Source organism: Mycobacterium deserti (assembly GCF_025345615.1).
Classification (GTDB): domain Bacteria; phylum Actinomycetota; class Actinomycetes; order Mycobacteriales; family Mycobacteriaceae; genus Mycobacterium; species Mycobacterium deserti.
Genome location: NZ_JAODWD010000004.1, coordinates 247,970 through 271,427 on the forward strand (window position 1 = coordinate 247,970; position 23,458 = coordinate 271,427).

The 23,458-nt window shown below is 67.5% G+C and carries 22 protein-coding genes; 15 read left to right on the forward strand and 7 right to left on the reverse strand.

Annotated features, from left to right (window positions below; genetic code table 11):
* The first annotated feature begins 147 nt into the window (after nucleotides 1-147).
* On the forward strand, nucleotides 148-789 hold the full coding sequence (locus tag N4S67_RS17520) for an Rv0361 family membrane protein (RefSeq protein ID WP_260994277.1): 642 nt from the start codon (nucleotides 148-150) through the stop codon (nucleotides 787-789).
* 19 nt (nucleotides 790-808) lie between these two features.
* Here N4S67_RS17520 and N4S67_RS17525 read toward each other — a convergent pair whose 3' ends face one another.
* A complete protein-coding gene (locus N4S67_RS17525) occupies nucleotides 809-1,171 on the reverse strand; it encodes a HesB/IscA family protein (RefSeq protein ID WP_260994278.1) in 363 nt (120 codons plus the stop codon).
* Between the two features lie 128 nt (nucleotides 1,172-1,299).
* Between N4S67_RS17525 and N4S67_RS17530 the strand changes: the two genes are divergently transcribed.
* The 4 genes from N4S67_RS17530 to N4S67_RS17545 are packed head-to-tail and all read left to right on the forward strand — an operon-like array spanning nucleotide 1,300 to nucleotide 4,317.
* A complete protein-coding gene (locus N4S67_RS17530) occupies nucleotides 1,300-1,977 on the forward strand; it encodes a DUF3043 domain-containing protein (protein ID WP_260994279.1) in 678 nt (225 codons plus the stop codon).
* 17 nt (nucleotides 1,978-1,994) lie between these two features.
* Entirely contained in the window at nucleotides 1,995-2,528 is a 534-nt protein-coding gene (locus tag N4S67_RS17535) for a bifunctional adenosylcobinamide kinase/adenosylcobinamide-phosphate guanylyltransferase (RefSeq protein WP_260994280.1), read from the forward strand.
* Nucleotides 2,525-3,589: a nicotinate-nucleotide--dimethylbenzimidazole phosphoribosyltransferase gene (cobT, locus tag N4S67_RS17540; RefSeq protein ID WP_260994281.1), complete on the forward strand. Its 1,065-nt coding sequence runs from the start codon at nucleotides 2,525-2,527 to the stop codon at nucleotides 3,587-3,589. The genes N4S67_RS17535 and cobT overlap by 4 nt, the downstream gene beginning before the upstream one ends.
* Nucleotides 3,586-4,317, forward strand: coding sequence for an adenosylcobinamide-GDP ribazoletransferase (locus N4S67_RS17545; protein WP_260994282.1), 732 nt, complete (start codon nucleotides 3,586-3,588; stop codon nucleotides 4,315-4,317). The genes cobT and N4S67_RS17545 overlap by 4 nt, the downstream gene beginning before the upstream one ends.
* Before the next feature lie 17 nt (nucleotides 4,318-4,334).
* Here N4S67_RS17545 and N4S67_RS17550 read toward each other — a convergent pair whose 3' ends face one another.
* Together N4S67_RS17550 and gcvT are read right to left on the reverse strand one after the other, a co-directional pair.
* Nucleotides 4,335-5,441: a branched-chain amino acid aminotransferase gene (locus N4S67_RS17550; RefSeq protein ID WP_260994283.1), complete on the reverse strand. Its 1,107-nt coding sequence runs from the start codon at nucleotides 5,439-5,441 to the stop codon at nucleotides 4,335-4,337.
* 22 nt (nucleotides 5,442-5,463) lie between these two features.
* Nucleotides 5,464-6,558, reverse strand: a complete 1,095-nt coding sequence (gcvT, locus tag N4S67_RS17555) for a glycine cleavage system aminomethyltransferase GcvT (protein WP_260994284.1) — start codon at nucleotides 6,556-6,558, stop codon at nucleotides 5,464-5,466.
* Between the two features lie 45 nt (nucleotides 6,559-6,603).
* Here gcvT and N4S67_RS17560 point away from each other — a divergent pair, with 45 nt between their 5' ends.
* Complete coding sequence (locus N4S67_RS17560) at nucleotides 6,604-7,689, forward strand: adenylate/guanylate cyclase domain-containing protein (RefSeq protein WP_260994285.1); 1,086 nt, start codon at nucleotides 6,604-6,606, stop codon at nucleotides 7,687-7,689.
* Between the two features lie 17 nt (nucleotides 7,690-7,706).
* Entirely contained in the window at nucleotides 7,707-9,230 is a 1,524-nt protein-coding gene (locus tag N4S67_RS17565) for a leucyl aminopeptidase (protein ID WP_260994286.1), read from the forward strand.
* Nucleotides 9,231-9,251: 21 nt separating this feature from the next.
* Here the strand turns inward: N4S67_RS17565 and N4S67_RS17570 are convergent, their stop codons facing one another.
* Together N4S67_RS17570 and N4S67_RS17575 are read right to left on the reverse strand one after the other, a co-directional pair.
* Nucleotides 9,252-11,021, reverse strand: coding sequence for an SDR family oxidoreductase (locus N4S67_RS17570; protein WP_260994287.1), 1,770 nt, complete (start codon nucleotides 11,019-11,021; stop codon nucleotides 9,252-9,254).
* Nucleotides 11,022-11,091: 70 nt separating this feature from the next.
* The gene (locus N4S67_RS17575) at nucleotides 11,092-11,448 is read right to left on the reverse strand and encodes an oxidoreductase (RefSeq protein ID WP_260994710.1); all 357 of its coding nucleotides are present in this window, start codon (nucleotides 11,446-11,448) and stop codon (nucleotides 11,092-11,094) included.
* A gap of 173 nt (nucleotides 11,449-11,621) precedes the next feature.
* Between N4S67_RS17575 and sucB the strand changes: the two genes are divergently transcribed.
* The 5 genes from sucB to N4S67_RS17600 all read left to right on the forward strand — a co-directional run bounded on the left by sucB (nucleotide 11,622) and on the right by N4S67_RS17600 (nucleotide 16,923).
* Entirely contained in the window at nucleotides 11,622-13,586 is a 1,965-nt protein-coding gene (gene sucB / locus N4S67_RS17580) for a 2-oxoglutarate dehydrogenase, E2 component, dihydrolipoamide succinyltransferase (RefSeq protein ID WP_260994288.1), read from the forward strand.
* Between the two features lie 18 nt (nucleotides 13,587-13,604).
* The gene (locus N4S67_RS17585; RefSeq protein WP_260994289.1) at nucleotides 13,605-14,513 is read left to right on the forward strand and encodes a TIGR01777 family oxidoreductase; all 909 of its coding nucleotides are present in this window, start codon (nucleotides 13,605-13,607) and stop codon (nucleotides 14,511-14,513) included.
* Between the two features lie 67 nt (nucleotides 14,514-14,580).
* Entirely contained in the window at nucleotides 14,581-15,207 is a 627-nt protein-coding gene (gene lipB, locus N4S67_RS17590) for a lipoyl(octanoyl) transferase LipB (RefSeq protein WP_390893444.1), read from the forward strand.
* Entirely contained in the window at nucleotides 15,204-16,166 is a 963-nt protein-coding gene (gene lipA, locus N4S67_RS17595) for a lipoyl synthase (protein WP_260994291.1), read from the forward strand. Before lipB ends, lipA begins: the two co-directional genes overlap by 4 nt.
* Nucleotides 16,167-16,170: 4 nt before the next feature.
* Complete coding sequence (locus N4S67_RS17600; protein ID WP_260994292.1) at nucleotides 16,171-16,923, forward strand: DUF4191 domain-containing protein; 753 nt, start codon at nucleotides 16,171-16,173, stop codon at nucleotides 16,921-16,923.
* Nucleotides 16,924-17,018: 95 nt separating this feature from the next.
* Here the strand turns inward: N4S67_RS17600 and N4S67_RS17605 are convergent, their stop codons facing one another.
* The gene (locus N4S67_RS17605) at nucleotides 17,019-17,501 is read right to left on the reverse strand and encodes an RDD family protein (protein ID WP_260994293.1); all 483 of its coding nucleotides are present in this window, start codon (nucleotides 17,499-17,501) and stop codon (nucleotides 17,019-17,021) included.
* Between the two features lie 149 nt (nucleotides 17,502-17,650).
* On the opposite strand from N4S67_RS17605, the gene glnA reads away from it, so the two are divergent.
* The 3 genes from glnA (at nucleotide 17,651) to N4S67_RS17620 (ending at nucleotide 20,742) form a co-directional block, all read left to right on the forward strand.
* Complete coding sequence (glnA, locus tag N4S67_RS17610; RefSeq protein WP_260994294.1) at nucleotides 17,651-19,087, forward strand: type I glutamate--ammonia ligase; 1,437 nt, start codon at nucleotides 17,651-17,653, stop codon at nucleotides 19,085-19,087.
* A 70-nt stretch (nucleotides 19,088-19,157) separates the two neighbouring features.
* The gene (locus N4S67_RS17615; protein ID WP_260994295.1) at nucleotides 19,158-19,715 is read left to right on the forward strand and encodes a DoxX family protein; all 558 of its coding nucleotides are present in this window, start codon (nucleotides 19,158-19,160) and stop codon (nucleotides 19,713-19,715) included.
* A gap of 7 nt (nucleotides 19,716-19,722) precedes the next feature.
* On the forward strand, nucleotides 19,723-20,742 hold the full coding sequence (locus tag N4S67_RS17620) for an asparaginase (protein WP_260994296.1): 1,020 nt from the start codon (nucleotides 19,723-19,725) through the stop codon (nucleotides 20,740-20,742).
* Nucleotides 20,743-20,744: 2 nt separating this feature from the next.
* On the opposite strand, the gene N4S67_RS17625 is transcribed toward N4S67_RS17620, so the two are convergent.
* A complete protein-coding gene (locus tag N4S67_RS17625) occupies nucleotides 20,745-23,432 on the reverse strand; it encodes an Ig-like domain-containing protein (protein WP_260994297.1) in 2,688 nt (895 codons plus the stop codon).
* Nucleotides 23,433-23,458: the final 26 nt, after the last annotated feature.

Genomic DNA, 23,458 nt, shown 5'->3' on the forward strand with positions numbered 1-23,458 from the left:
TCAATAGTTAAACCGTCTAGATAACAGTACCGGGGCCACATTTCGCGTTTGTCGCCGACGCGCTGCGGTGCGCTAACCTGCCTACAAGTGCCCGTTCGGTCACTGTAGACAGGCGAATTCCGACCCACACCCTTGGGGAGCAAATCCATGGCTGGTCCGTACCCGCCCCAATACGGCGCTGGACCGCAAAGCCCGCAAATGTACCCGGAATATCAAGGGGGGGTTCCCTATCCGGAGAACGTCCCGTCGGCGTACCCGGGCATGCTGCCTCCGCCGGTGCACTACCCCAAGAAGCGGCGCTGGCCCCTGATCGCCGGGGCGGTGCTCGGCGTGGTGGTGTTGGCTGCGGTTGTGGCCGGCATCATGCTCGCGGGCCGCGGCGACGACGCATCCGGATCGACCGGGCTGACCGACGCCTCGGCGAAGGCGGCGATCCAGGAATACCTGAACGCGTTGAGCGACGGGGACGATGAGACCGTCGCGCGACACACCCTGTGCGGACTGTTCGACGCGGTCAAGGAGCGCCGCTCGGACCTGGCGCTGGCCGGGCTCAGCGGCGACGCCTTCCGCAAGCAGTACGACGGCGCCGAGGTGACCTCGATCGACAAAATGGTGATGTGGTCACCGAGTCAGGCCCAGGTTCTGTTCACCATGAAGGCCCTACCAGCGGCCGGGTCCGGCGCCGACGACCCCGCCGCAGAAGAACACCAGGGCGTCGCGCAACTGCTCACCAACGGTGATGAGGTTCTGGTGTGCTCGTACCTGCCGCGTACCTCGGGTCAGTACTGACCCGAGGTCGAGCCGCAGGTCAGTTGAACGAATCGCCGCAGGCGCACGAGCCGGTGGCGTTGGGGTTGTCGATCGTGAAGCCCTGCTTCTCGATGGTGTCGACGAAATCGATCGTTGCGCCCTGCACGTACGGCGCGCTCATCCGGTCCACGGTGAGTGCGACGCCGCCGAACTCCGCGGTCAGGTCGCCGTCGAGGGACCGGTCGTCGAAGAACAGGTTGTAGCGCAACCCGGCGCACCCGCCCGGCTGCACGGCGATGCGCAGGGCAAGGTCGTCACGACCCTCCTGATCCAGCAGCGCCTTGGCCTTGGTGGCAGCGGCATCGGTCAGGACCACGCCATGGGTGGCGGTTCCGGTGGCCGACTCTTCCTGAACTGTCATTACGTCTCCTGTTAGGCCTCATCGTGTGGGGCTTACAGAGTCAACGGTACCCCTTCTCGCCGCTATTCCCGACTTTGTCCACAGGTCGCCACCGGACGCCCGTCCCGGGTGGAAGTAACCTGGCAGGCGTGAACCTGCTGGGCCGTAAGAAGGACAACCCGCAACCTCCGGACGCAGATGCCTCCGATGACACCGCGGACGCCGGCCCCGACGACGCCGGCAGCGGACGTCGAACCACCGCGCCGAAAGGCAGGCCGACACCGAAGCGCACCACCGGCAGGCGTGGTCCGGTCGCCCCCGCCCCGATGACCGCCGCCGAAGCACGTAGGCGCCGCAAAGAAGTCGGCGGGCGCAAGCTCACCCGACAGGAGCGCAAGGCCGAGCGCGTCACGCGCCGCGCCGTCATGGCCGAACGGCGCGAGAAGATGATGGCGGGCGAGGACGCCTACCTGCTGCCCCGCGACCGCGGTCCCGTCCGGCGGTTCGTCCGAGATGTGGTGGACGCGCGGCGCAGCGTGCTCGGATTGTTCATGCCCGCCGCGCTGGGCCTGATCTTCGTGATGCTGTCCGTGCCCTCGATTCAGGTGCAGCGCCTGATTTCACCCGCGATGCTGGTGCTCGTCCTGATCATGGTCATCGACGGCTTCATCATCGGACGCAAGGTCAACCGGCTGGTGGACGAGAAGTTCCCCGACAACACCGAAACCGGTTGGAAGCTCGGCTTCTACGCGGCCAGCCGCGCCTCGCAGATTCGCCGCATGCGGGCGCCGCGGCCGCAGGTGGATCGCGGCGCTCAGGTCGTTTGACGGAACCCGGGCCTACGGTGCGCATCCTCGTGCTCGGCGGAATCAGATCGGGCAAGTCCCGCTGGGCCGAAACCGCCATCACCGGGTGCACCGGCGACAGGTCGCCCGTGCGCTACCTGGCCACGGGTCCGGCACCTGCCGACGACGCCGAATGGTCGGCGCGGGTGCAGGTACATCGCCGCCGCAGGCCGTCCATCTGGTCGACGGTCGAAAGCGCCGACGCCGCAACGATATTGCGATCCGAGAGCACGGCGACCCTGGTCGACGACATGGGAATGTGGCTGACTTCGGCCATGGACCGGGCAGGTGCGTGGGACGGCGGCTCGGTGTCGGCCGCCACTGATGACCTGCTCGACGCGGTGCGCAACTTCGTCGCTCCCCTCGTCCTGGTCAGCCCCGAGGTCGGCCTGACCGTGGTGCCCGCCACGGCGGCCGGACGACGTTTCGCCGACGAGTTGGGCAGCCTGAACCAACGGTTGGCCGAGCTGTGCGACCGGGTGGTGCTGGTGGTCGCAGGCCAACCGGTCACCGTGAAAGAGCCTGTGCGGTGAGCGACGACGAGCTCGACGCCGCCGCCGGATTCCCCGCCATCGTCCCGCCAGACCCCGAGGTTGCGACCGCGGCACGCGCCCGTCATGACCGATTGACCAAGCCGCCCGGCTCGTTGGGCCGCCTCGAGGACCTCGCCGTCTGGGTGGCCTCCTGCCAGGGCGCATGCCCGCCCCGTCAGTTCCAGCGGCCGCGCGTGCTGGTGTTCGCCGGCGACCACGGCGTCACAGCGGATGGTGTGTCGGCGTACCCGGCCGAGGTCACCGCGCAGATGGTCGCCAACTTCGCCGCCGGGGGCGCGGCGATCAACGTGCTGGCCGAAGCGGCGGGCGCCACCGTCCGCGTACTCGACATCGCCGTCGATTCCACAGAGCCGCTGTCCGCGTCGATCGGCGCGCACAAGGTGCGCCGCGGCAGCGGAAACATCGCCGTCGAAGACGCGATGACCGAGCATGAGACGCTGGCCGCGATCGACGCGGGACGGCGGACCGCCGACGAGGAGGTCGACTCCGGCGCCGACCTGCTGATCGCAGGCGACATGGGCATCGGAAACACCACGGCGGCAACCACTCTCGTCGCTGCACTAACGGACTCCGAGCCGGTGGCGGTCGTCGGCAGGGGTACGGGCGTCGACGACGCCGGCTGGGCGCGCAAGACCGCGGCGGTGCGCGACGCTCTGTACCGGTCCCGTCGATCGACCGCCGATCCCGTTGCCCTGCTGCGGATCTGCGGTGGCGCCGATCTGGCCGCGATGGCCGGTTTCTGCGCACAGGCCGCCGTGCGCAAAACGCCGTTACTGCTCGACGGCATGGTGGTCACCGCAGCAGCACTGGTCGCCGAGAAGCTCGCGCCGGGCGCGCGGCACTGGTGGCAGGCGGGTCATCGCTCCACCGAACCCGCCCACGCGGTGGTACTGCGGCGGCTGGAACTCGAACCGATCGTCGACATGCGGATGCGCCTCGGCGAAGGCACCGGCGCTGCGGTGGCGCTGCCGGTCGTGCGCGCCGCGGTGGCCGCACTTGCCTCGATGGCGACGTTCGACGAGGCCGGCATCTCGACATGATCGCCTCGGTCGCTGGGGCGTTCGCGTTCGGCACCGTTCTGCCGGTGCGCACCCAGGCCGCCGTCGGCCGCGGCGCACTGACGGCGCTTCCGCTCGTCGGTGTGGCGCTGGGCGCGCTCGCAGGAGCCACGCTGTGGGTGGCGGCGGAGGCGTTCGGGCCCGGTCACCCATTGGGCGGCGCGCTGGCTGTGGCTGTGCTGCTGCTCGCCACGCGAGGCCTGCACGCCGACGGGTTGGCCGACACCGCCGACGGTCTAGGCTGCTACGGGCCGCCGCAGCGCGCGCTGGAGGTGATGCGCGACGGCTCCGCGGGCCCGTTCGGCGTAGCCGCTCTGGTCGTGGCGATCCTGGTGCAGGCGTTGGCATTTGCCGAGCTCGACGCTCTCGGGGCGATCACCGCGGTGACCGCGGGCCGGGTCGCGGCCGTCATGGCGTGCCGCAGAAATGTGCCCGCCGCGACCGGAAGTTCGCTGGGCGTGCGCGTCGCGGGTACGCAACCGGCCATCGTCGTGGCGGCGTGGATCGCGGCGGTCGCGACGCTGGCGGTCTTCGCCGGAGCCCGACCGTGGCAGGGCCCGCTGGCCATCGTCGTCGCCATCGTGGGCAGCGCGGTCCTGGTGGCGCACTGCGTACGCCGGTTCGGCGGCGTCACCGGCGACGTGCTCGGTGCCGCGATCGAGGTCACGACGACGGTGACCGCCGTCGGCCTCGCCGTCGGCCACCCCTGACCATCGGCTCAGCAGCGTCAGCTGAGCCGGGCCATCCAGCCGTGAGTGTCGGCGAACGTGCCACGCTGGATTCCGGTCAGCGTGTCGCGCAGCGCCATCGTGATCTCGCCCGGCCCGCCGTCGGCGATGGTGAACTCGCCCTCGGCGTGCTTGACCCGCGCGACCGGTGTGATGACCGCGGCGGTCCCGCACGCGAACACCTCGGTGATTTCGCCCGCGGCTGCCTTCTTCTGCCACTCGTCGACGTCGATCTTGCGCTCCTCGACGGCAAAACCTGCGTCGGTTGCCAACTGCAGCAACGAATCTCGCGTCACACCTGGCAGGATCGACCCGGACAACTCCGGCGTGACGAGCCGGGCCGACCCGCCGCTGCCGAAAACGAAGAACAGGTTCATGCCGCCCATCTCCTCGACGTAGCGGCGTTCGGCGGCGTCCAGCCACACCACCTGGTCGCAGTCGTTCTCGGCGGCCTGGGCCTGGGCCAGCAGTGACGCGGCGTAGTTGCCGCCGAACTTGGCCGCGCCGGTGCCGCCGGAACAGGCGCGCACGTACTCCGTCGACAACCACACGCTGACCGGCTTGATGCCGCCCTTGAAGTAGGCACCCGCCGGCGAGGCGATCACCATGTACCGGTACTCGGTCGCGGGCCGCACCCCCAGTCCCGGCTCGGTGGCGAACACGAATGGCCGCAAGTACAGCGATTCCTCACCGCCCGCGCGCGGCACCCACTGCTGGTCGGCGGCGATCAGGTGCCGGAGCGACTCGATGAAGACTTCTTCGGGCAGCTCAGGAATCGCCAACCGCTTCGCAGACGTCCGCAGCCGTCGGGCGTTGGCCTCCGGGCGAAACGACACCACCGAGCCGTCGGCCCAGCGGTAAGCCTTCAAACCCTCGAAGATCTCCTGCGCGTAATGCAGGACAACCGCCGACGGGTCCAGTTCGATGGGGCCGTACGGAATGACCCGCGCGTTGTGCCAGCCGTCACCGTCGACATAGTCGATCGACACCATGTGGTCGGTGTGGAACCGGCCGAAGCCGGGATTGGCCAGAATTGAGGCCCGTACCTCGTCGGTCGCCGGATTCGCGTTGCGCTCAACCGTGAACTCGAGGGGGCCGTCAGTCATGCAGCGATTGTATATCCGCTGACTAGCGAGTTTTCGCTTCCACGAACGGTGGCCTGACCACTTCGCATTCGAGCGCGCGGCCGCGGACGTCGACCGAGACACGCTGGCCGTCGGCGACATCGGCGTCGGTATCGATCAGCGCGAGTGCGATGCCGACTTTCAATGTGGGAGAAAAGGTTCCCGAGGTGGTCACTCCGACCGGCCGGTCGCCGTCGGAGACCGTGAGGTCGCCCCGCAGCACCCCGCGCCCGACGGCCTTGAGCCCGCGCAGCAAGCGGCGCGGGCCTGCCTCCTTTTCGGCCAGCAACGCCTCGCGCCCCCAGAACGCGGGCTTCTTCCAACCGATGGCCCAACCGCTGCGGGCCTGCAGCGGAGAGAGGTCCTCCGACAGTTCATGACCATGCAGCGGGTAGCCCATCTCGGTGCGCAGCGTGTCGCGCGCCCCCAACCCGGCCGGCTCACCCCCCGCGGCGCCGACCGCGTCGACGAGCGCGTCGAACACCACGTCGGCGCGATCCCACTGCGGCAACAACTCGTAACCGTGCTCACCCGTGTAACCGGTGCGGCATACCCGCACAGGCACGCCGCGGAACTCGGCATCGGCGTAGCCCATGTAGTCCATGTCGGTCGGCAGCCCGAGCCCGCCGACGACGTCGGCGGATCTGGGTCCCTGCACCGCGAGCACCGCGAAGGAGCGGTGCTCGTCGGTGACGGTCAAGCCGTCAGGCGCGCGCTCGGCCAGCGCCGCGACGACCGCAGCGGTGTTGGCGGCGTTGGGCACGAGAAAAATCTCCTCGTCGGACACGTAATAGGCGATGAGATCGTCGATCACACCACCGGAATCAGTGCAGCACAATGTGTATTGCGCTTTGCCGGGCCCGATGCGGCCCAAGTCGTTGGTCAGCGCGGAGTTGACGTACTCGGCGGCGCCCGGACCGCGAATGAGCGCCTTGCCGAGGTGGCTTACGTCGAAAAGACCGACGGCTGTGCGGGTCGCCGTATGCTCGCTGACCGTCCCCGCGTACGAAACCGGCATGAGCCAGCCGCCGAACTCCGCGAAGCTCGCGCCCAGTTGGCGGTGACGTTCCTCGAGGGGGCCGTGCAACACGTCGCTCACGGGAAACCACCCTAACCGCGGTGTTCTCGCTGGCAGACTCGGGTCGTGGTCGATTTCGATGCGCTGGCTGCGGCCGGAATCGCCGACGCGCGCGGTCGCGCCGGGCTGATCGAATACCTGGACTCGCTCGGGTTCACCGCCGAGGAGATGGTCGAGGCCGAACGTCACGGCCGCCTTTTCGGGCTCGCCGGCGACGCGCTGCAGTGGTCGGGACGCCAGACCTACACGCCACGGGCTGCCGCCGAACATCTCGGCGTGGCCCTGGCCGACGTCGAACGCGCGTGGGCGGCGCTGGGCCTTACCGCCGCCAAGCCGGACGAGCTCGCCCTCAGCCAGGCCGACATCGATGCGCTTGCCACCTGGGTCGATCTGAAGAAGTTCATCGGCGACGAGCGCGCGCTCGGGTTGCTCAGGGTCATCGGCGCCACCCTGGGCAGGCTCGCCGAGGCGCAGTCCGCCGTCGTCCGCGCCGGCTGGCCGGAGATACAGCTCGAACACACCCACGACGAGCTGGCCACCGCCAAGGCGTATCGCGCCATCGCGGAGTTCATTCCCCGCACCGGGGCGATGATCGACACGCTCCTGCGCCACCACTTGGTCGGCGCGAGAACGCATTTCGAAGGCGTGATCCGGGATACTTCGGAGAGTGTGATGTGCGGGGTCGGCTTCGCGGATCTGTCCGGTTTCACCGCGCTGACGCAGCGGCTCACCCCGACCGAACTCTCGGAGCTGCTCGTCGAGTTCAGCGGAGCGGTCAGCGACGTGGTGCACGCTGACGGCGGCCGGGTGGTCAAGTTCATCGGCGACGAGGTGATGTGGGTGACCTCGACGCCTGAGCTTCTGATGAAGGTGGCCGTCGACCTCGTCGAGCATCCACGCGCTCGAGAGACGGGCCTGCACGTCCGTGCCGGTCTGGGCTTTGGTTCGGTGCTGGCGATCGGCGGCGACTACTTCGGCACTCCGGTCAACCTGGCCGCCAGGCTGGTCGGCGCCGCGGCGCCAGGCCAGATCCTCGCCGCGGCCGGTGTACGCGAGGAATTGCCCGACTGGCCTGCGACCCGACTGGACCCGTTGACGCTCAAAGGCTTCGACGGCCCCGTGACGGCCTACGACCTGCATGTCGGCGGCTGAAGCTAGGGTGAAACCCCGTGAGCCATGCATCTGCCGGTTACCAGGCCCCCAGCGTCTCCGTCGCCGCATCGCTGCCCAAACGCGCAGACGACGCGACGGTTCTCATCGTGCCCATCGTCAACGGCACCGACGACGACGCGACCGCGGCCGTCGTCGCGAGCTCGTTCCTCGACGCGAAGGCTGTCACAGAGATCGAAGGCGCGTTGAAGGCGCTGGGCGCCAAGGGCGGCACCGAGCAGGTCACTCGCGTCGTCGCACCGTTGTTGCCGGTCGGCAGCGTGCTCGCAGTAGGCCTCGGCAAGGACCGCGAAACGTGGACGCCCGAGGTGATCAGGCGCGCCGCGGGTGTCGCGGCCCGGTCGCTCAACGGCACCGAGGCGGTTGTCACCACCCTCTCGGGCCTCGACCTGGAAGCCGCAGTCGAGGGCTTGATTCTCGGCTCGTACCGGTTCACCGACTTCCGTAGTGACAAGACCGCGCCGAAGGACGCCGGCTTGCGGGCGATCACCGCGTTGACGGCGGACACGAAGCCGAAGACAAAGGACGCAGCGTCGCGCGCGGCCGACATCGCGACCGCGGTGGCCACCGCCCGTGACTTCGTCAACACCCCGCCCAGTCACCTTTTCCCCGACGAATTCGCAAAGCGTGCAGAGGCTTTGGGTAAGGCCTTCGGACTCGACGTCGAGGTACTCGACGACAAGGCGCTGGCCAAGAACGGCTACGGCGGCATCATCGGAGTCGGCAAGGGTTCGTCGCGCCCGCCCCGGCTGGTGCGGCTGGCGCACCGGGGCGCCAAGCGTAAGGGCAAGAAGGTCGCACTCGTCGGCAAGGGCATCACGTTCGACACCGGCGGCATCTCCATCAAGCCCGCGGCGAACATGCACCACATGACCTCCGATATGGGGGGCGCCGCCGCGGTGATCGCGACCGTGGTCGTGGCGGCCAAGCAGAAGCTGCCGCTCGACGTGATCGCCACGGTGCCGATGGCTGAGAACATGCCGTCGTCGACCGCGCAGCGGCCCGGCGACGTGCTCACGCAGTACGGCGGCATCACGGTCGAGGTACTCAACACCGACGCCGAGGGCAGGCTCATCCTGGCCGACGCGATCGTGCGGGCCTGCGAGGACAAGCCCGACTACCTGATCGAAACCTCGACCCTCACCGGTGCTCAGACCGTCGCACTCGGTGCCCGCACACCCGGCGTCATGGGTAGCGACGAGTTCCGAGACCGGGTGGCTGCGCTGTCGCAGGAAGTCGGCGAGAACGCCTGGCCGATGCCGCTGCCGGAGGAACTCAAGGACGATCTCAAATCGACGGTGGCCGACCTGGCCAACGTCAGCGGTTCGCGGTACGCGGGCATGCTGGTGGCGGGCACGTACCTGCGCGAATTCGTCGCCGAAGGGGTGGCGTGGGCGCACATCGACATCGCCGGGCCCGCCTACAACACCGGCGGCCCGTGGGGCTACACCGGCAAGGGCGGAACGGGCGTGCCGACCCGCACGATGTTCGCGGTACTGGAGGACATCGCCGCGCACGGCTGATCGCCGGCCCGGACGGCGCGGCTATACGACGTTGGCACGCGCGGTGCTGCGCATCACCGGTGGCAGCAGGTGGGCGACGCCGTACACCAGGTAGGCCTCGGGCGCGACGGGCCGGATCGGCTTGTTTTTCTTGACTGCCGAGACGATGGCCTTGGCGACCTTCTCCGGACCGTACCGGCGCGCCGCGAAACCCTTCTCGATCTGCTTACGGCGCGCATCGACGCGACCGGCCTTCTCGATGGGCACGTCGAAACGGGTGGTGTGCACGATGTTGGTGTTGATCACGCCGGGGCACACCGTGGTCAGCCCGACGCCTGCCCGGTCCAGTTCGGCCCGCAGACAGTCGCCGAACATGAAGACCGCCGCCTTGCTGGTGGCATAGGCGTTCATGGATTGCTGGGGCGAGTAGGCGGCCATCGAGGAGATGTTGACGATGTGCCCGCCGAGGCCGCGGTCGACGAGCCTGCGACCAAAAGACCTGCAGCAGTTGACCACTCCACCGAAGTTGATGGCCAGCACCCGGTCGTACTCTTCGCGCGGCGTGTCGAGGAACAGTCCGGCCTGACCGACGCCGGCGTTGTTGACCACGATGTCGGGCACCCCGTGCTCGGCGCACACCTGCTCGGCGAAGGACTCGACGGCGTCGGGGTCGGAGACGTCGACGGTGTAGGCGTGCGCGACACCTCCGCGGGCGACGATCTGCGCCGCGGTCTCCTTGGCGGTGGCTTCGTCGATGTCGCTGACGACGATCTCGGCGCCTTCACGGGCGAAGGCGAGCGCCGTCTCACGCCCGATGCCGCTACCGGCGCCGGTCACCGAAACCATTGTGTCGCCGAAGTATTCGCGGGGGCGACCGACCTGGGCGCGCAGCAGTTCGCGCGCAGGCGGCTGGCCGTCGAGGTGGTCGACGAGTTCGCGTACGGATTGCGCGAGCACGTGGGGATGCGACATCGGAGACCAGTGACCGGACACGATGTCGCGGCGCCACAGCCGCCCCACCCAGTTCTTGGTGTCCTCGTAGACATAGGGGCGCACGAACCGGTCTTTGAGGTTGACGATGAGCTGGACGGGCACGTCGACGTAGTGGTCGTCGCGGGCCCTGGTCATCGACCGCAGGTAGTTCGCGGCGTACACCTTGATCCCGTTCGCCGCGTCGACGGGCAGATCGGGTGAGAGGTTGACGCGGTCGGCGGGAACTCCGTCACTGTGAGTCAGTACGCGCTCCATAGCGCCCGCACGGAAAGCCCAGCGGGCGAGCACCGCAGGCAGCACCGGGATGGATAACAGTCCCACGTATGTGAGGCGCAGCAGCTGGGCGAGCGCCCGCGCGAACCGTCGCGGTTGATATGGGCGCATCAGGTTGCCGGTCACGTATCGGTTGAGATGGTCGGCGCTGGGCCCTGAAACGGAGGTGAACGACGCAACGGACTCACCGGCGTTCGGCCGGGCGAGGTACTCCCATATCGCCGTCGAACCCCAGTCGTGGGCCAGCACGTGGACGGGCCCACCCGGGCTGATCTCGGCGATCACCGCAGCGAAATCGTCAGCATAGCGTGCCATCGTGTAAGCCGAAACACGTTTCGGCACAGAGGAATTGCCGACCCCCCGATTGTCGTAGCGCACGATCCGGAAGCGGTCCGCAAGCAACGGCACCACGCTGTCCCACAGCACGTGCGAGTCAGGCCAGCCGTGCACCAACACCAGCGTGGGGCCGTCGGGGTTGCCCTGCTCGTAGACCGCGATGCGCACGTCCTCGCCGCTATCGACGTAGCGCTCGGTGATCACCCGCATCACACCTCCCGAGAGTTAGTAGGACCACCGGTACCGTATCGGGGCTGTTGCCTCGTCGGGCCGGTGCCGATCAACGTTCCTCGAGCTCCTGTCGGGCGGCGCGGCGACGTTCGATGCGTCTGCGTTCGTCGTAGTCACGCATGCGCTGGGGGTAGCCGACCTTCTGCACGTCGTACACGGGAATGTTGAGCCGGTCGGAGAGCCGACGCGCGCCGGCGTCTCCCCCGGCGCGCCGCCTGGTCCACTCGCCGTCGGCGGCGACCAGCACGACGGTGACGTCGGTGACGGTGGTCTTGGGTTCGACGAAGGCCTCGACACCGTGGTGCTCGGCGACCCATTGGCGCAGATACTTCAGATCGGCGGCAGGATCACTGCCTCCGGTGCCCCCGCGGCGTCCTCCACGCCGAAGCCTGTCGAACAATCCCACTGAAACGCTCCACTCCTGCCCGCTCACGTGGGCACTGACTCCTTCGATAGTGCCAGAGGAGCGGGTCGGACGGTCTGCGGCGAACTGTGCGCGCGGACATGACAGGATGGGCACAGCCGACCGTTGAAGGTACTGCTGACTGACCGTTCACGAGAGCGAGGGAGTCGACACCCATGGCCACATCCGTTCAGATGCCGGCACTCGGTGAGAGCGTCACCGAGGGAACAGTCACCCGGTGGCTCAAACAAGAGGGTGACACGGTCGAACAGGATGAACCGCTACTCGAGGTCAGCACCGACAAGGTCGACACCGAAATCCCCTCGCCCGCCGCGGGTGTGCTGAAGAAGATCGTCGCGCAGGAAGACGACACCGTCGAGGTGGGCGGTGAGCTGGCCGTGATCGGCGACGCCGACGAGGACAGCGACAGCGACAGCGACAGCGACGGCGACGACGGCGACGGCGACGGCGACGACGATGCGCAGGAAACCGAAGACCAGGACGAGTCCGCGTCCGACGAAGATTCGGCCGACGAAGAACCGGCCGACGAAGAACCGGCCGACGAAGAACCGGCCGAAGAGGAGAAGTCAGACGCCGAGGACTCCGACGCCGAAGAGTCCGAGGACCAGGACGACGAGCCGGAGCCGAAGAAGTCCAAGCCTGCCGCGTCCGGTGGTGGCGAGTCGACGTCGGTGAAGATGCCCGAACTCGGCGAATCGGTGACCGAAGGCACCATCACGCGCTGGCTGAAGAAGGTCGGCGACTCGGTGGAGGTCGACGAGCCGTTGGTCGAGGTGTCGACGGACAAGGTGGACACCGAGATCCCGTCGCCGGTCGCGGGGACGCTGCTGGAGATCTCCGCAGAGGAGGACGACACCGTCGAGGTGGGCGGCGAGCTGGCCAAGATCGGCGATTCCGACGCGGCGCCGTCGGACGAGCCCGACTCGGAACCCGAATCCGAGCAGGATTCCGGGGAAGAAGAGCCGGAAGAGGAACCGAAGGAAGAGGAAGAGGAACCGAAGGAAAAGAAGGAAGAGCCGGAGCCCGAACCCAAGGAGGACGCTCCCAAGGAGGACGCTCCCAAGGAGGACGCCCCGAAAGAGGAAGCTCCGAAAAAGGAGGCTCCCAAGTCCGAGCCGACGCCTACGCCGCAGCCCGAGACGTCGCCGACGTCAGCCGAGGCGGGCCCCTACGTCACGCCGCTGGTGCGAAAGCTGGCCGCCGAGAACAATGTCGACCTCGCTTCGGTGAAGGGCACCGGTGTCGGCGGCCGGATCCGCAAGCAGGACGTACTGGCGGCGGCCGAAGCGGACAAGGCGCCGAAGTCGGACGAGCAGGCCGCAGAAGCACCGGGCAAGGCACCGGCGGCGGCCATGGCGTCCGCGGACGCCAACGCGTCGTCGTCCCCGCTGGCTCACCTGCGCGGCACCACGCAGAAGGCCACCCGCATCCGGCAGCTGACCGCGAAGAAGACACGCGAATCCCTGCAGGCGACAGCGCAATTGACGCAGACCCACGAGGTCGACATGACCAAGATCGTGGCGCTGCGGGCACGCGCGAAGAAGGAGTTCGCCGAGCGCGAGGGCGTCAACCTGACGTACCTGCCGTTCATCGCACGCGCGGTGATCGACGCGTTGAAGGCCCATCCCAACGTCAACGCCAGCTACAACGAGGACACCAAGGAGATCACCTACTACGACGCCGAGCACCTCGGCTTCGCGGTCGACACCGAGCAGGGACTCCTGTCGCCGGTGATCAAGAACGCCGGCGACCTGTCGCTGGCCGGGCTGGCCCGGGCGATCGCCGACATCGCCGCGCGGGCGCGCTCCGGCGACCTCAAACCCGACGAGTTGTCGGGCGGGACGTTCACGATCACCAACATCGGCAGCCAGGGCGCGTTGTTCGACACCCCGATCCTGGTGCCGCCGCAGGCGGCGATGCTGGGCACCGGGGCGATCGTCAAGCGGCCGCGGGTCATCGTCGACGAGGTCGGCAACGAGTCGATCGGCGTGCGCTCGGTGTCCTACCTGCCGCTGACCTACGATCACCGGCTCATCGACGGCGCCGATGCCGGACGCTTCCTCACGACCGTCAAACGCCGCCTCGAAGACGGCGCGTTCGAGGCCGACCTAGGGCTGTAGAGGGGCTGAAAAACCAGCGTGTCCAATGCCGTCATCGCCATAGCGGGCTCCTCGGGGCTGATCGGCACGGCGCTGGTGTATGCGCTGCGCGCCACCGACCACCGGGTGCTGCGCATCGTGCGCCGGGCGCCGTCGAACTCAGAAGAGATCTTCTGGAACCCCGACACCGGCGACTTCGACCCGGGCACGCTGGCCGGGGTCGACGCGGTGGTGAACATGTGCGGCGTCAACGTCGGGCAGAAGCGCTGGTCGGGGGCGTTCAAGCAGAGCCTGCGCGACAGCCGCATCGGGCCGACCGAGGTGCTGTCCACCGCGGTCGCCGAGGCCGGAGTGCCGGTCCTGATCAACGCCAGCGCGGTCGGGTTCTACGGGGACACCAACGGCCGCACGGTCGACGAGACCGCCCCACCCGGCGAGGGCTTCCTCGCGCAGCTGTGCCAGGACTGGGAGGCGGCGACGGCGCCCGCCGAACAGGACGGTGCGCGCGTGGCCTTGGTGCGCTCCGGCCTGGTGCTGGCGCCGTCCGGCGGAGTGCTCGGCCGGCTCAAGCCGCTGTTCTCCTTCGGCCTCGGCGCCCGCCTCGGCGACGGCCGCCAGTACATGCCGTGGATCAGCCTGGAGGACGAAGTTCGCGCCTTGCTCTTCGCGATCTCGTCCGACGAGCTGTCCGGTCCGGTGAATCTGACCGGACCCGCGCCCGTCACCAACGCGGAGTTCACCACGGCGTTCGGTCGCGCGGTGAACCGGCCGACACCGCTGATGGTCCCCGGATTCGCGTTGCGCGCGGCGCTCGGCGAGTTCGCCGACGAGGGTCTGCTCGGCGGTCAGCGGGCGATCCCGGCCGCGCTCGAGCGCGCTGGCTTCGAGTTCCACCACAACACCATCGGTGAGGCGCTACGCTTCGCCACGGCGCCTAACGGCACGTGAGAGTAGCCTGAAAACCGTGGTAGCACCGTCTATTCGAGCGTCGACGGCACCGATCGACATCCGGCGGATGGGCACGGTCGACTACGAGCAGGCGTGGCAGCTGCAGCGCGAACTCGCCGACGCCCGAGTGGCAGGGGGGTCCGACACGCTCCTGCTGTTGGAGCACCCGTCGGTCTACACCGCGGGCAGGCGCACCCTGTCCGAGGAACGGCCCGCAGACGGCACCCCGGTCGTGGACACCGACCGCGGCGGCAAGATCACCTGGCACGGCCCGGGCCAACTGGTCGGCTATCCGATCATCGGACTGGCTGAACCGCTCGACGTCGTGAATTTTGTTCGGCGCCTTGAGGAATCACTGATCAGGGTGTGCGCGGACTTTGGCCTCGAGACGGGCCGGGTCGACGGCCGCTCCGGGGTCTGGGTGCCCCCGGACGCCGCGCGCCCGGCGCGAAAGATTGCCGCCATCGGTATCCGGGTGTCCCGGGCGACGACGCTGCACGGCTTCGCACTCAACTGCGACTGCGACCTGGCGGCGTTCTCCTCGATCGTGCCGTGCGGCATCACCGACGCGGGCGTCACGTCATTGACGGCCGAACTGGGGCGTCGCGTCGGCGTCGAGGACGTGCTCGGGCCGGTGGCCGAGGCCGTGGCTGCCGCGCTCGACGGGCGGCTGAGAGTAGCGTTGACGCAGTGAGCGTGACTCCCGAAGGGCGAAAGCTGCTGCGTCTCGAGGTGCGCAATGCCGAGACTCCGATCGAGCGCAAGCCGCCGTGGATCAAGACCAGGGCAAAGATGGGTCCGGAGTACAAGGAGCTCAAGGCTCTGGTCCGGCGCGAAGGCCTGCACACCGTGTGCGAGGAGGCCGGCTGCCCCAACATCTTCGAATGCTGGGAGGACCGCGAGGCCACCTTCCTGATCGGCGGTGAGCAATGCACCCGCCGCTGCGACTTCTGCCAGATCGATACGGGCAAACCCACCGAACTCGACCGCGACGAGCCGCGCCGCGTAGCCGAGAGCGTGCAGGCGATGGGACTGCGCTACTCGACTGTGACCGGCGTTGCCCGCGACGATCTGCCCGACGGCGGCGCGTGGCTGTACGCCGAGACGGTGCGCGCCATCAAGGAGCTCAACCCGAACACCGGCGTGGAATTGCTGATTCCCGATTTCAACGGCGACCCGGCACTTCTGCGGCAGGTCTTCGAGTCACGCCCGGAAGTGTTGGCGCACAACGTCGAAACGGTACCCCGGATCTTCAAGCGGATCCGGCCGGCATTTCGCTATGAGCGCAGCCTCGAGGTGCTGACCGCGGCTCGGGCGTTCGGTCTGGTCACCAAGTCGAATCTGATCCTGGGCATGGGCGAGACAGTTGAGGAGGTCCGCACGGCGCTGGTCGATCTGCACGACGCGGGCTGCGACATCGTCACCATCACGCAGTACCTGCGACCGTCCGTGCGTCATCACCCCGTGGAGCGCTGGGTGCGACCGGAGGAGTTCGTCGAGCACGAGAAGTTCGCTCAGGAGGTCGGCTTCGCCGGAGTACTGGCCGGACCGCTGGTGCGTTCGTCGTACCGGGCGGGCAGGCTGTATGCCGAGGCCGCCCGTTCGCGACCTGCGGGAGCCGCCGCGGCGGCGACATCCGACTCCGTATCCTGATCCAATGGCGAAGACCCGCAAACCTGAGGCCGTCAAGGCCGCCAAGGCCGAGGCGAAGGCGGCCCGCAAGGCAGCCTCGAAACAACGTCGCGGCCAGCTGTGGCAAGCGTTCCAGCTCCAGCGCAAAGAGGATAAACGCCTGCTGCCGTACATGATCGGCGCGTTCGTGCTGATCGTCGGCGCGTCGGTCGCACTCGGAATCTTCGCCGGCGGGTTGACGACCTATCTCATGATTCCGCTCGGCATCGTGCTCGGGGCTCTGGTGGCGTTCATCATCTTCGGCCGCCGGGCGCAGAAGTCGGTGTATCGCAAGGCCGAGGGACAGACCGGCGCGGCGGCGTGGGCGCTGGAGAATCTGCGCGGCAAGTGGCGTGTGACCCCGGGTGTCGCGGCCACCGGACACTTCGACGCGGTGCACCGCGTGATCGGCCGTCCCGGCGTCATCTTCGTCGGCGAAGGCTCACCCAACCGGGTGAAGCCGCTGCTTGCGCAGGAGAAGAAGCGCACCGCGCGGCTGATCGGTGACACTCCGATCTACGACATCGTGATCGGCAACGGCGAGGGCGAGGTGCCGCTGGCCAAGCTGGAACGCCATCTCACCAAGCTGCCCTCCAACATCACCGTCAAGCAGATGGACTCGCTGGAGTCGCGGCTGGCCGCACTCGGCACCAAGGTCGGGCCGGCGGCGATGCCCAAGGGCCCGCTGCCGGCGCAGGCCAAGATGCGCGGCGTGCAGCGCACCGTCCGCCGCCGCTGAGTCGCCCCCTCTGGGCGCGAACGTTCCTTACCACTCGAGAAATCGCCGAAGATTCGAGTGGTACGGAACGTTCGGCGAGTTACTGTGCGGGGGTGTCAGCGGCGGACGACGGCGGTGTTGGTGAAGCGGTCCTGATAGCCACGGAAGTCGCTGTCGGTGAACAGCGCCGGAATGACCAGGAACACCAGCAGCCCGCGAACCGTCGCGCGGCCGATACCGACATGCATCCGGTTGTCGATCGATGCCACCCGTAGCCCGAGGGCCAGTTGGCCTGGGGTGAATCCGAACATTCGGACCGAGATGACGCCGAGCAGCACCCACACCAGCGCGATCGACGTCGACCCGAACTGGGTGTAGAGGAAGTCCTGCCGACTGACCAGACCGACGCCGACCGCGAGCCCGACGAGGCCGTAGGCGATGAACCAGTCGATCAGCAGCGCAGCGATTCGTCTGCCGAACCGGGCGATGGAGCCGGGGCCGGATTCGGGCAAACCAAGACGCTGGCCAGGGTAATCGTTGGGTCCAACGCCGCTGTCCGGATCGGACCCCGACATCCAGGACCCCAATGTGCGGGCCATACTGTCAGGATATGCGGGACGCGACCGGGTCCACCGGCCGCCGCCGACACCGGTATTGCGTAACTTCGGCGCAACATGCGGTTGACCACCGTGCAACATCGTGTCCATAGCGTCAACGCGCGGGTTACCAGATCTAAGGAGAATCTTCAGTGGCAGAAAAGACCGCCGACGACATCATGAAGTTGATCAAGGACGAGGATGTCGCTTACGTCGACGTCCGGTTCTGCGATCTGCCCGGCGTCGTCCAGCACTTCTCGATCCCTGCGTCGGCATTCGACGAAAGCGTGTTCGAGGACGGTTTGGCGTTCGACGGTTCGTCGGTGCGCGGCTTCCAGTCCATTCACGAGTCGGACATGATGCTGCTCCCCGACCCCGAGACGGCGCAGATCGACCCGTTCCGCGCGGCGAAGACGCTGAACCTCAACTTCTTCGTGCACGATCCCTTCACCCGTGAGGCGTACTCGCGCGACCCGCGCAACGTGGCCCGCAAGGCGGAGAACTACCTCGCCTCCACCGGCATCGCCGACACGGCATTCTTCGGCGCCGAGGCCGAGTTCTACATCTTCGACTCGGTCGCGTTCGACTCGAAGATGAACGGGACCTTCTACGAGGTGGACTCCATCTCCGGTTGGTGGAACTCCGGTGAGCCGGTCGAGGCCGACGGCAGCCCCAACCGCGGTTACAAGGTCCGTCCGAAGGGCGGCTACTTCCCCGTCGCGCCGTACGACCACTACGTCGACCTGCGCGATCAGATGTGCTCCAACCTGATCAACGCCGGGTTCGTACTCGAGCGCGGCCACCACGAGGTGGGCACCGCCGGCCAGGCCGAGATCAACTACAAGTTCAACACGCTGTTGCATGCCGCCGACGACTTGCTGCTGTTCAAGTACATCATCAAGAACACCGCGTGGCAGGCCGGCAAAACGGTCACGTTCATGCCCAAGCCGCTGTTCGGCGACAACGGCTCAGGCATGCACTGCCACCAGTCGCTGTGGAAGGAAGGCGCTCCGCTGTTCCACGACGAGTCTGGCTACGCAGGCCTGTCGGACACCGCGCGCCACTACATCGGCGGCATCCTGCACCACGCGCCGTCGCTGCTGGCGTTCACCAACCCGACGGTGAACTCCTACAAGCGCCTGGTTCCGGGCTACGAGGCACCGATCAACCTGGTGTACAGCCAGCGCAACCGGTCGGCGTGCGTGCGCATCCCGATCACCGGCAACAACCCGAAGGCCAAGCGCCTCGAGTTCCGGTGCCCGGACAGCTCGGGCAACCCGTACCTCGCGTTCTCGGCGATGATGATGGCCGGCCTCGACGGCATCAAGCGCAAGATCGAGCCGCAGGCGCCGGTCGACAAGGACCTCTACGAGTTGCCCCCGGACGAAGCCGCCAGCATCCCGCAAGCGCCGACCTCACTCTCGGCGGTCATCGACCGGCTCGAGGAGGATCACGAATACCTCACCGAGGGTGGCGTTTTCACCGAGGACCTGATCGAGACCTGGATCTCCTACAAGCGGGAGAACGAGATTCTGCCCGTGCAGATCCGTCCCCATCCGTACGAGGTCGCGCTCTACTTCGACGTGTAAGCGCAAAACGCACGACGCGGGGCAGGGGTTTTCCTCTGCCCCGCGTTGCCGTTCGTCGTAAGGTCAGCCCATGACGACCACTCTGGACGCCCGCTTCGCCCGCTACTCCTCCCCCGCGCTGAGCATCTTCCGGATCATCTTCGGTCTGCTGTTCACCCTGCACGGATCGATGAAACTGTTCGGCTGGCCGCTCGGAGAATCGATTCCGGTCGGCACCTGGCCGGCCTGGTGGGCCGGACTGATCGAACTGGTCACCGGCCTACTGATCACCGTCGGGCTGTTCACCCGCATCGCGGCATTCATTGCCGCTGGCCACATGGCTGTCGCCTACTTCTGGATGCACTGGCCACCGCTGGAGGGGCCGTCGTCCAGCTTCTGGCCCTATGACGCGGGCATGGGCGGTAACGGCGGAGAGGCCGCGATCATGTATTGCTTCGCCTTCCTGCTCCTGGCCGCGCTGGGCGCGGGCGCGTGGTCTATCGACTCCAGGCGCCGCCCACGGGCAGGCCGGGTCGCACCCGGCGGGGTCACAGGCACCGCGGCGCCCGGCGGTTATGCGACCGGCGACGGTTATGCGACCGGCCAGCCCGTCCGGCGGGGCGGACTGCTCAGCCGCTTCCGGCGATAGCGCAGCGATGCGCAATCCAATCCTCGTCGCTGCCGCGGTGATTGCGGTCACCGCGGCAACGTTCGGACCCTCTGTCTCGCCCGCCACCGCGCAGGCGGCTCGCCTCGTCGTGATCACCACCGGGGGAACGATCTCGACTAGCACCGACCCCAGCGGCGTCCGACGTCCGACAGTGGGCGGCACCGAACTCGCGGCGGGCCTCGACGTCGAGGTCGTGGACCTGATGAAAAAGGACAGTTCGCAGCTGACGCCGGCGGACTGGGACGCCATAGGTGCGGCGGCCAAGAATGCGGTGGCCAACGGCGCCAACGGCGTCGTGATCACCCACGGCACCGACACGATGGAAGACACCGCGATGTGGCTCGACGTCACCTATCAAGGCGGCCCACCGATCGTGTTGACCGGAGCGCAGCGCAGTTCCGACGCCCCTGACGCGGACGGACCGAAGAACCTGCGCGACGCCCTGACGGTCGCCGCCAACCCGGCGGCGCGTGATCAAGGGGTGTTGATCGCGTTCGACGGCAAGGTCTTTCAGGCCCTGGGAACCCGGAAGTTGGACACCGCCGGGCTCTCGCCCTTCGGCGGCACAGCGCCGATCGGCACGGTCAGCGGCGACGCGTTCACATTCCTCCAGCCGGCGCGGCGGCCGTTCGTGGCCGACGTGTCGGCGGCCGGCGCACCGCGCGTCGACATCGTCGCGGCCTATCCCGGCGACGGGCCGGGGCCCATCGACGCGGCGGTGGCCGCGGGCGCCCGCGGAATCGTGTTGGAGGCGTTGGGAAGTGGCAATGCCGGCGAGGGCGTCGTAGACGCAGTGCGTCGGCATGCGCCTGCGGGCGTGGCTTTCGCCATCTCCACCCGGGTACCGAACGGACCTGTCGTCGCCGAGTACGGGCCGGGCGACGACATGGTGAAGGCAGGGGCGGTGATGGTGCCGAATCTGCGCGCGAGCCAAGCCCGAGTGCTGATGATCGCCGCCCTGGCCAGCAATCAGCCGGTGGGCGACGTCATCAGTCGATGGGGTTAGCGCTACACCACGTCGTCGAGCACGAACTCGAGCGGGACGACCGTCCCCTTGCTGAAGTTGGTGACGAACAGTCGACTGCCGTTCGGGCTGGCCGCGATCACGTTGAAGACCTGCCCCAGCGTCGCGGACGGCTCGGTGTCGAAGACGAGGCCATCGACTTCTACCGTATTGGGGTCGATATCGAGCACTTCCTGGTTGACGGTGTCGATCACCCAGATGGTGCCCGTGCCGGCGTCCACGACGTAGGCGAGGCTCTTATCAGGGCTGAATGCGACGTTCACCGGCAGGTTTCCGGTCGGCAGATTGGCGACGATGACGGGGTTGTCGGGGTCCTGCACGTCGACCACGTTGACCGAACCGGTGACCTGCGAGATATCGGTGTCCTGTGTCGGGTCGAAGCCGTTCATCGTCAGCGCCGGAACGTAGAGGTACTTCCCGTCGCTCGACGCGAAGTAGCCGTAATCGCCGTCGAGCGGAAGCGGGGTGCCGACCACTTCATTGGTCGTCGTATCGATCGTGACGATCTCGCCGGAGTATCTGAAATCGGAGATCGCGAAGGTCGTGGTGTTCTGCGTGTACGCCTGGCCATTACGAACCAAGTACATCCGCGTCCCGTCGGCGTTGAACGCGGCGCTGAGAGGGAACTGGGCACTGACCGTTCTCGTCCCGTCGCCGTTGTCGACGACAGTCGGACTGTCAGCCACGGCGATCTCATCGATGACCGTGTGGTAAGTGGTGATGTTCGCCGGGTCGGTGTCGACAACGAAGATTTTCCGCGCCTGCTGGTTGATCACGTAAAGCGTCTTGCCGTCAGGACTGGCGATCGGAACAGCTGCTCCGGGTTGGCCAAAATCGATCGGGGCTAGAAGCGCGTTGTCGTCGGCTTCATCGATCGGGTCCGTGCCGTCGATGTCGATCACCTGCAGCGAATTGCCAGACGCGATGTAGAGGCGATCGCCCGACTGGGTGAGCAACATCGCGGTGCCGCCGATCGGAATCTCGTCGATCACCTGCAGGTAATCCGCCTTATCCGGATCCGCTCCGATCACGGACAGCGTGGGGGTACCTCCGGCGAGCAGATGCGAGCTCAGGGCATAGGCGTACCGATCGGTGACCACGACGCCGGCCGGATAGGACTTCTCGGGAGCCGCATCGTCAGGACTGGTGAAGACGGGATCGCGGACTTCGAAGTGGCCGGCGGGTACGTCCGGCAGGTTGATCGTGTAATCCGGCTCTTCAGCCGCCGCCGCGAACGATGCGGACCGCAGCGCGAACGTCTGAATCGTCTGCGTCTCGGTGGTGGTGACCGCGAGACCCAACGAGTCGGTGGTGTCGAGTCCGAGAGAGGCTCGAAGCATGCCCGCCTGCGTGGGCGTGAGGACGACCTCGTATTCGCCCGTCTCCGCGTTGTAGGTCTCCTGGTACGTCCAGTACTTCGGTTCGAAGCCCGGCGCAACGGTCACGTTGGTCACCTTGTCCGGGTCGAACTGCAACTCCGCCTCGGCGGTGCCGTCCTCGTTCTGGACCGGCGGCTGCGGGTTTTCCGGCTGCGTCGGGTCGCCGTCGTCGGGGGCGACGATGTCGATCGTCACCGTTGCGGACTTACGGTTGTACCCGAACAGCCCACCGGGGTCGCTGGCGGTCAGCGTGAACGCGTCATCGCCGTCGAAGTCCTCACCCGGCGTGTACTTGAACGTGTTCGCGCCCGTCTTCTCGACGGTGCCCTCGGCTCCGTCGCCGGCGCTGAACGTCAGAGCATCGCCGTCCGGATCGCTCGCGTCGGAAGGTCGCACCGTGACGGTGAACGAGCCGTCGTCGTTCTCGTCAACCAGCGCACCGGTGATGATCGGCGCTTGGTTCGAGAAGGTGCGCTCGAAGGGCGCGAATTGCCTACGCACAAAAGCTAACAGCCCGAGAAACAACGGGTTTTCGCCCGGAGGCATGTTCGGCCCGCCGGCGATCGATGTCAGCACATCGCTCACGATGCGAAGGGGCAGCGTGAACAAAGCACTGATCGGGTTCTGAGGTGCCGGTGCGGCTTGGGTGAGCGCATGCACGCTGAATGTCTCGGTCTCGACGGTTGGATCGGCGAGTGCGGTGGTGCTGAACGATGGGATGTCAGCGGAGTTGTCGTCGGCTCCCCCGCCGGCCAACCGCTGCGCACCCGCAACATTGCCCGTGTTCGCGGCGTTCGACATGACCGGTGGCTGAATGTTCGCAGTGTTCGACGGCGGCGCAGGTGCGCCAACAGACCCGTCGCCTTGAGCCCCGCCCAGGCCGCTCTTATCGGTCGCGTTTCCGTCCCCGTCGACCAGACCGTCGGTGACGTCGGTGCCCTCGGATTCGTCGATCCCGTCTTCGGTTTCCTCGTCGACGTCGCCGCCGGCGTCCGCTTCGTCGATGACGACGGTGTCGTCGTCGTGCGTCCCGGTGTCCACCGTTGAGCCGGAGACTTGCATGTCGGGCGGGTCGGTCACCTTGTTTTCGTTGTCGGTCCCGCCGCCGGATCCCTCGGCGGCGTTTTCTGGCTGGTCAGCGGGTGGACTCGACGGCGCTTCGGCGCCTGCGGGCGAGCCGTTCGACTCGGTGTCATCGGCTAATGCGATACCCGGACCGGACGCGACCGCGGCCCCGATTCCCAGAGCGACGGCCAAAGCCCCGACCCGCCCGATGTACATCGAATACTTCATGCCGATTCCCCCTAGACCACGATGAC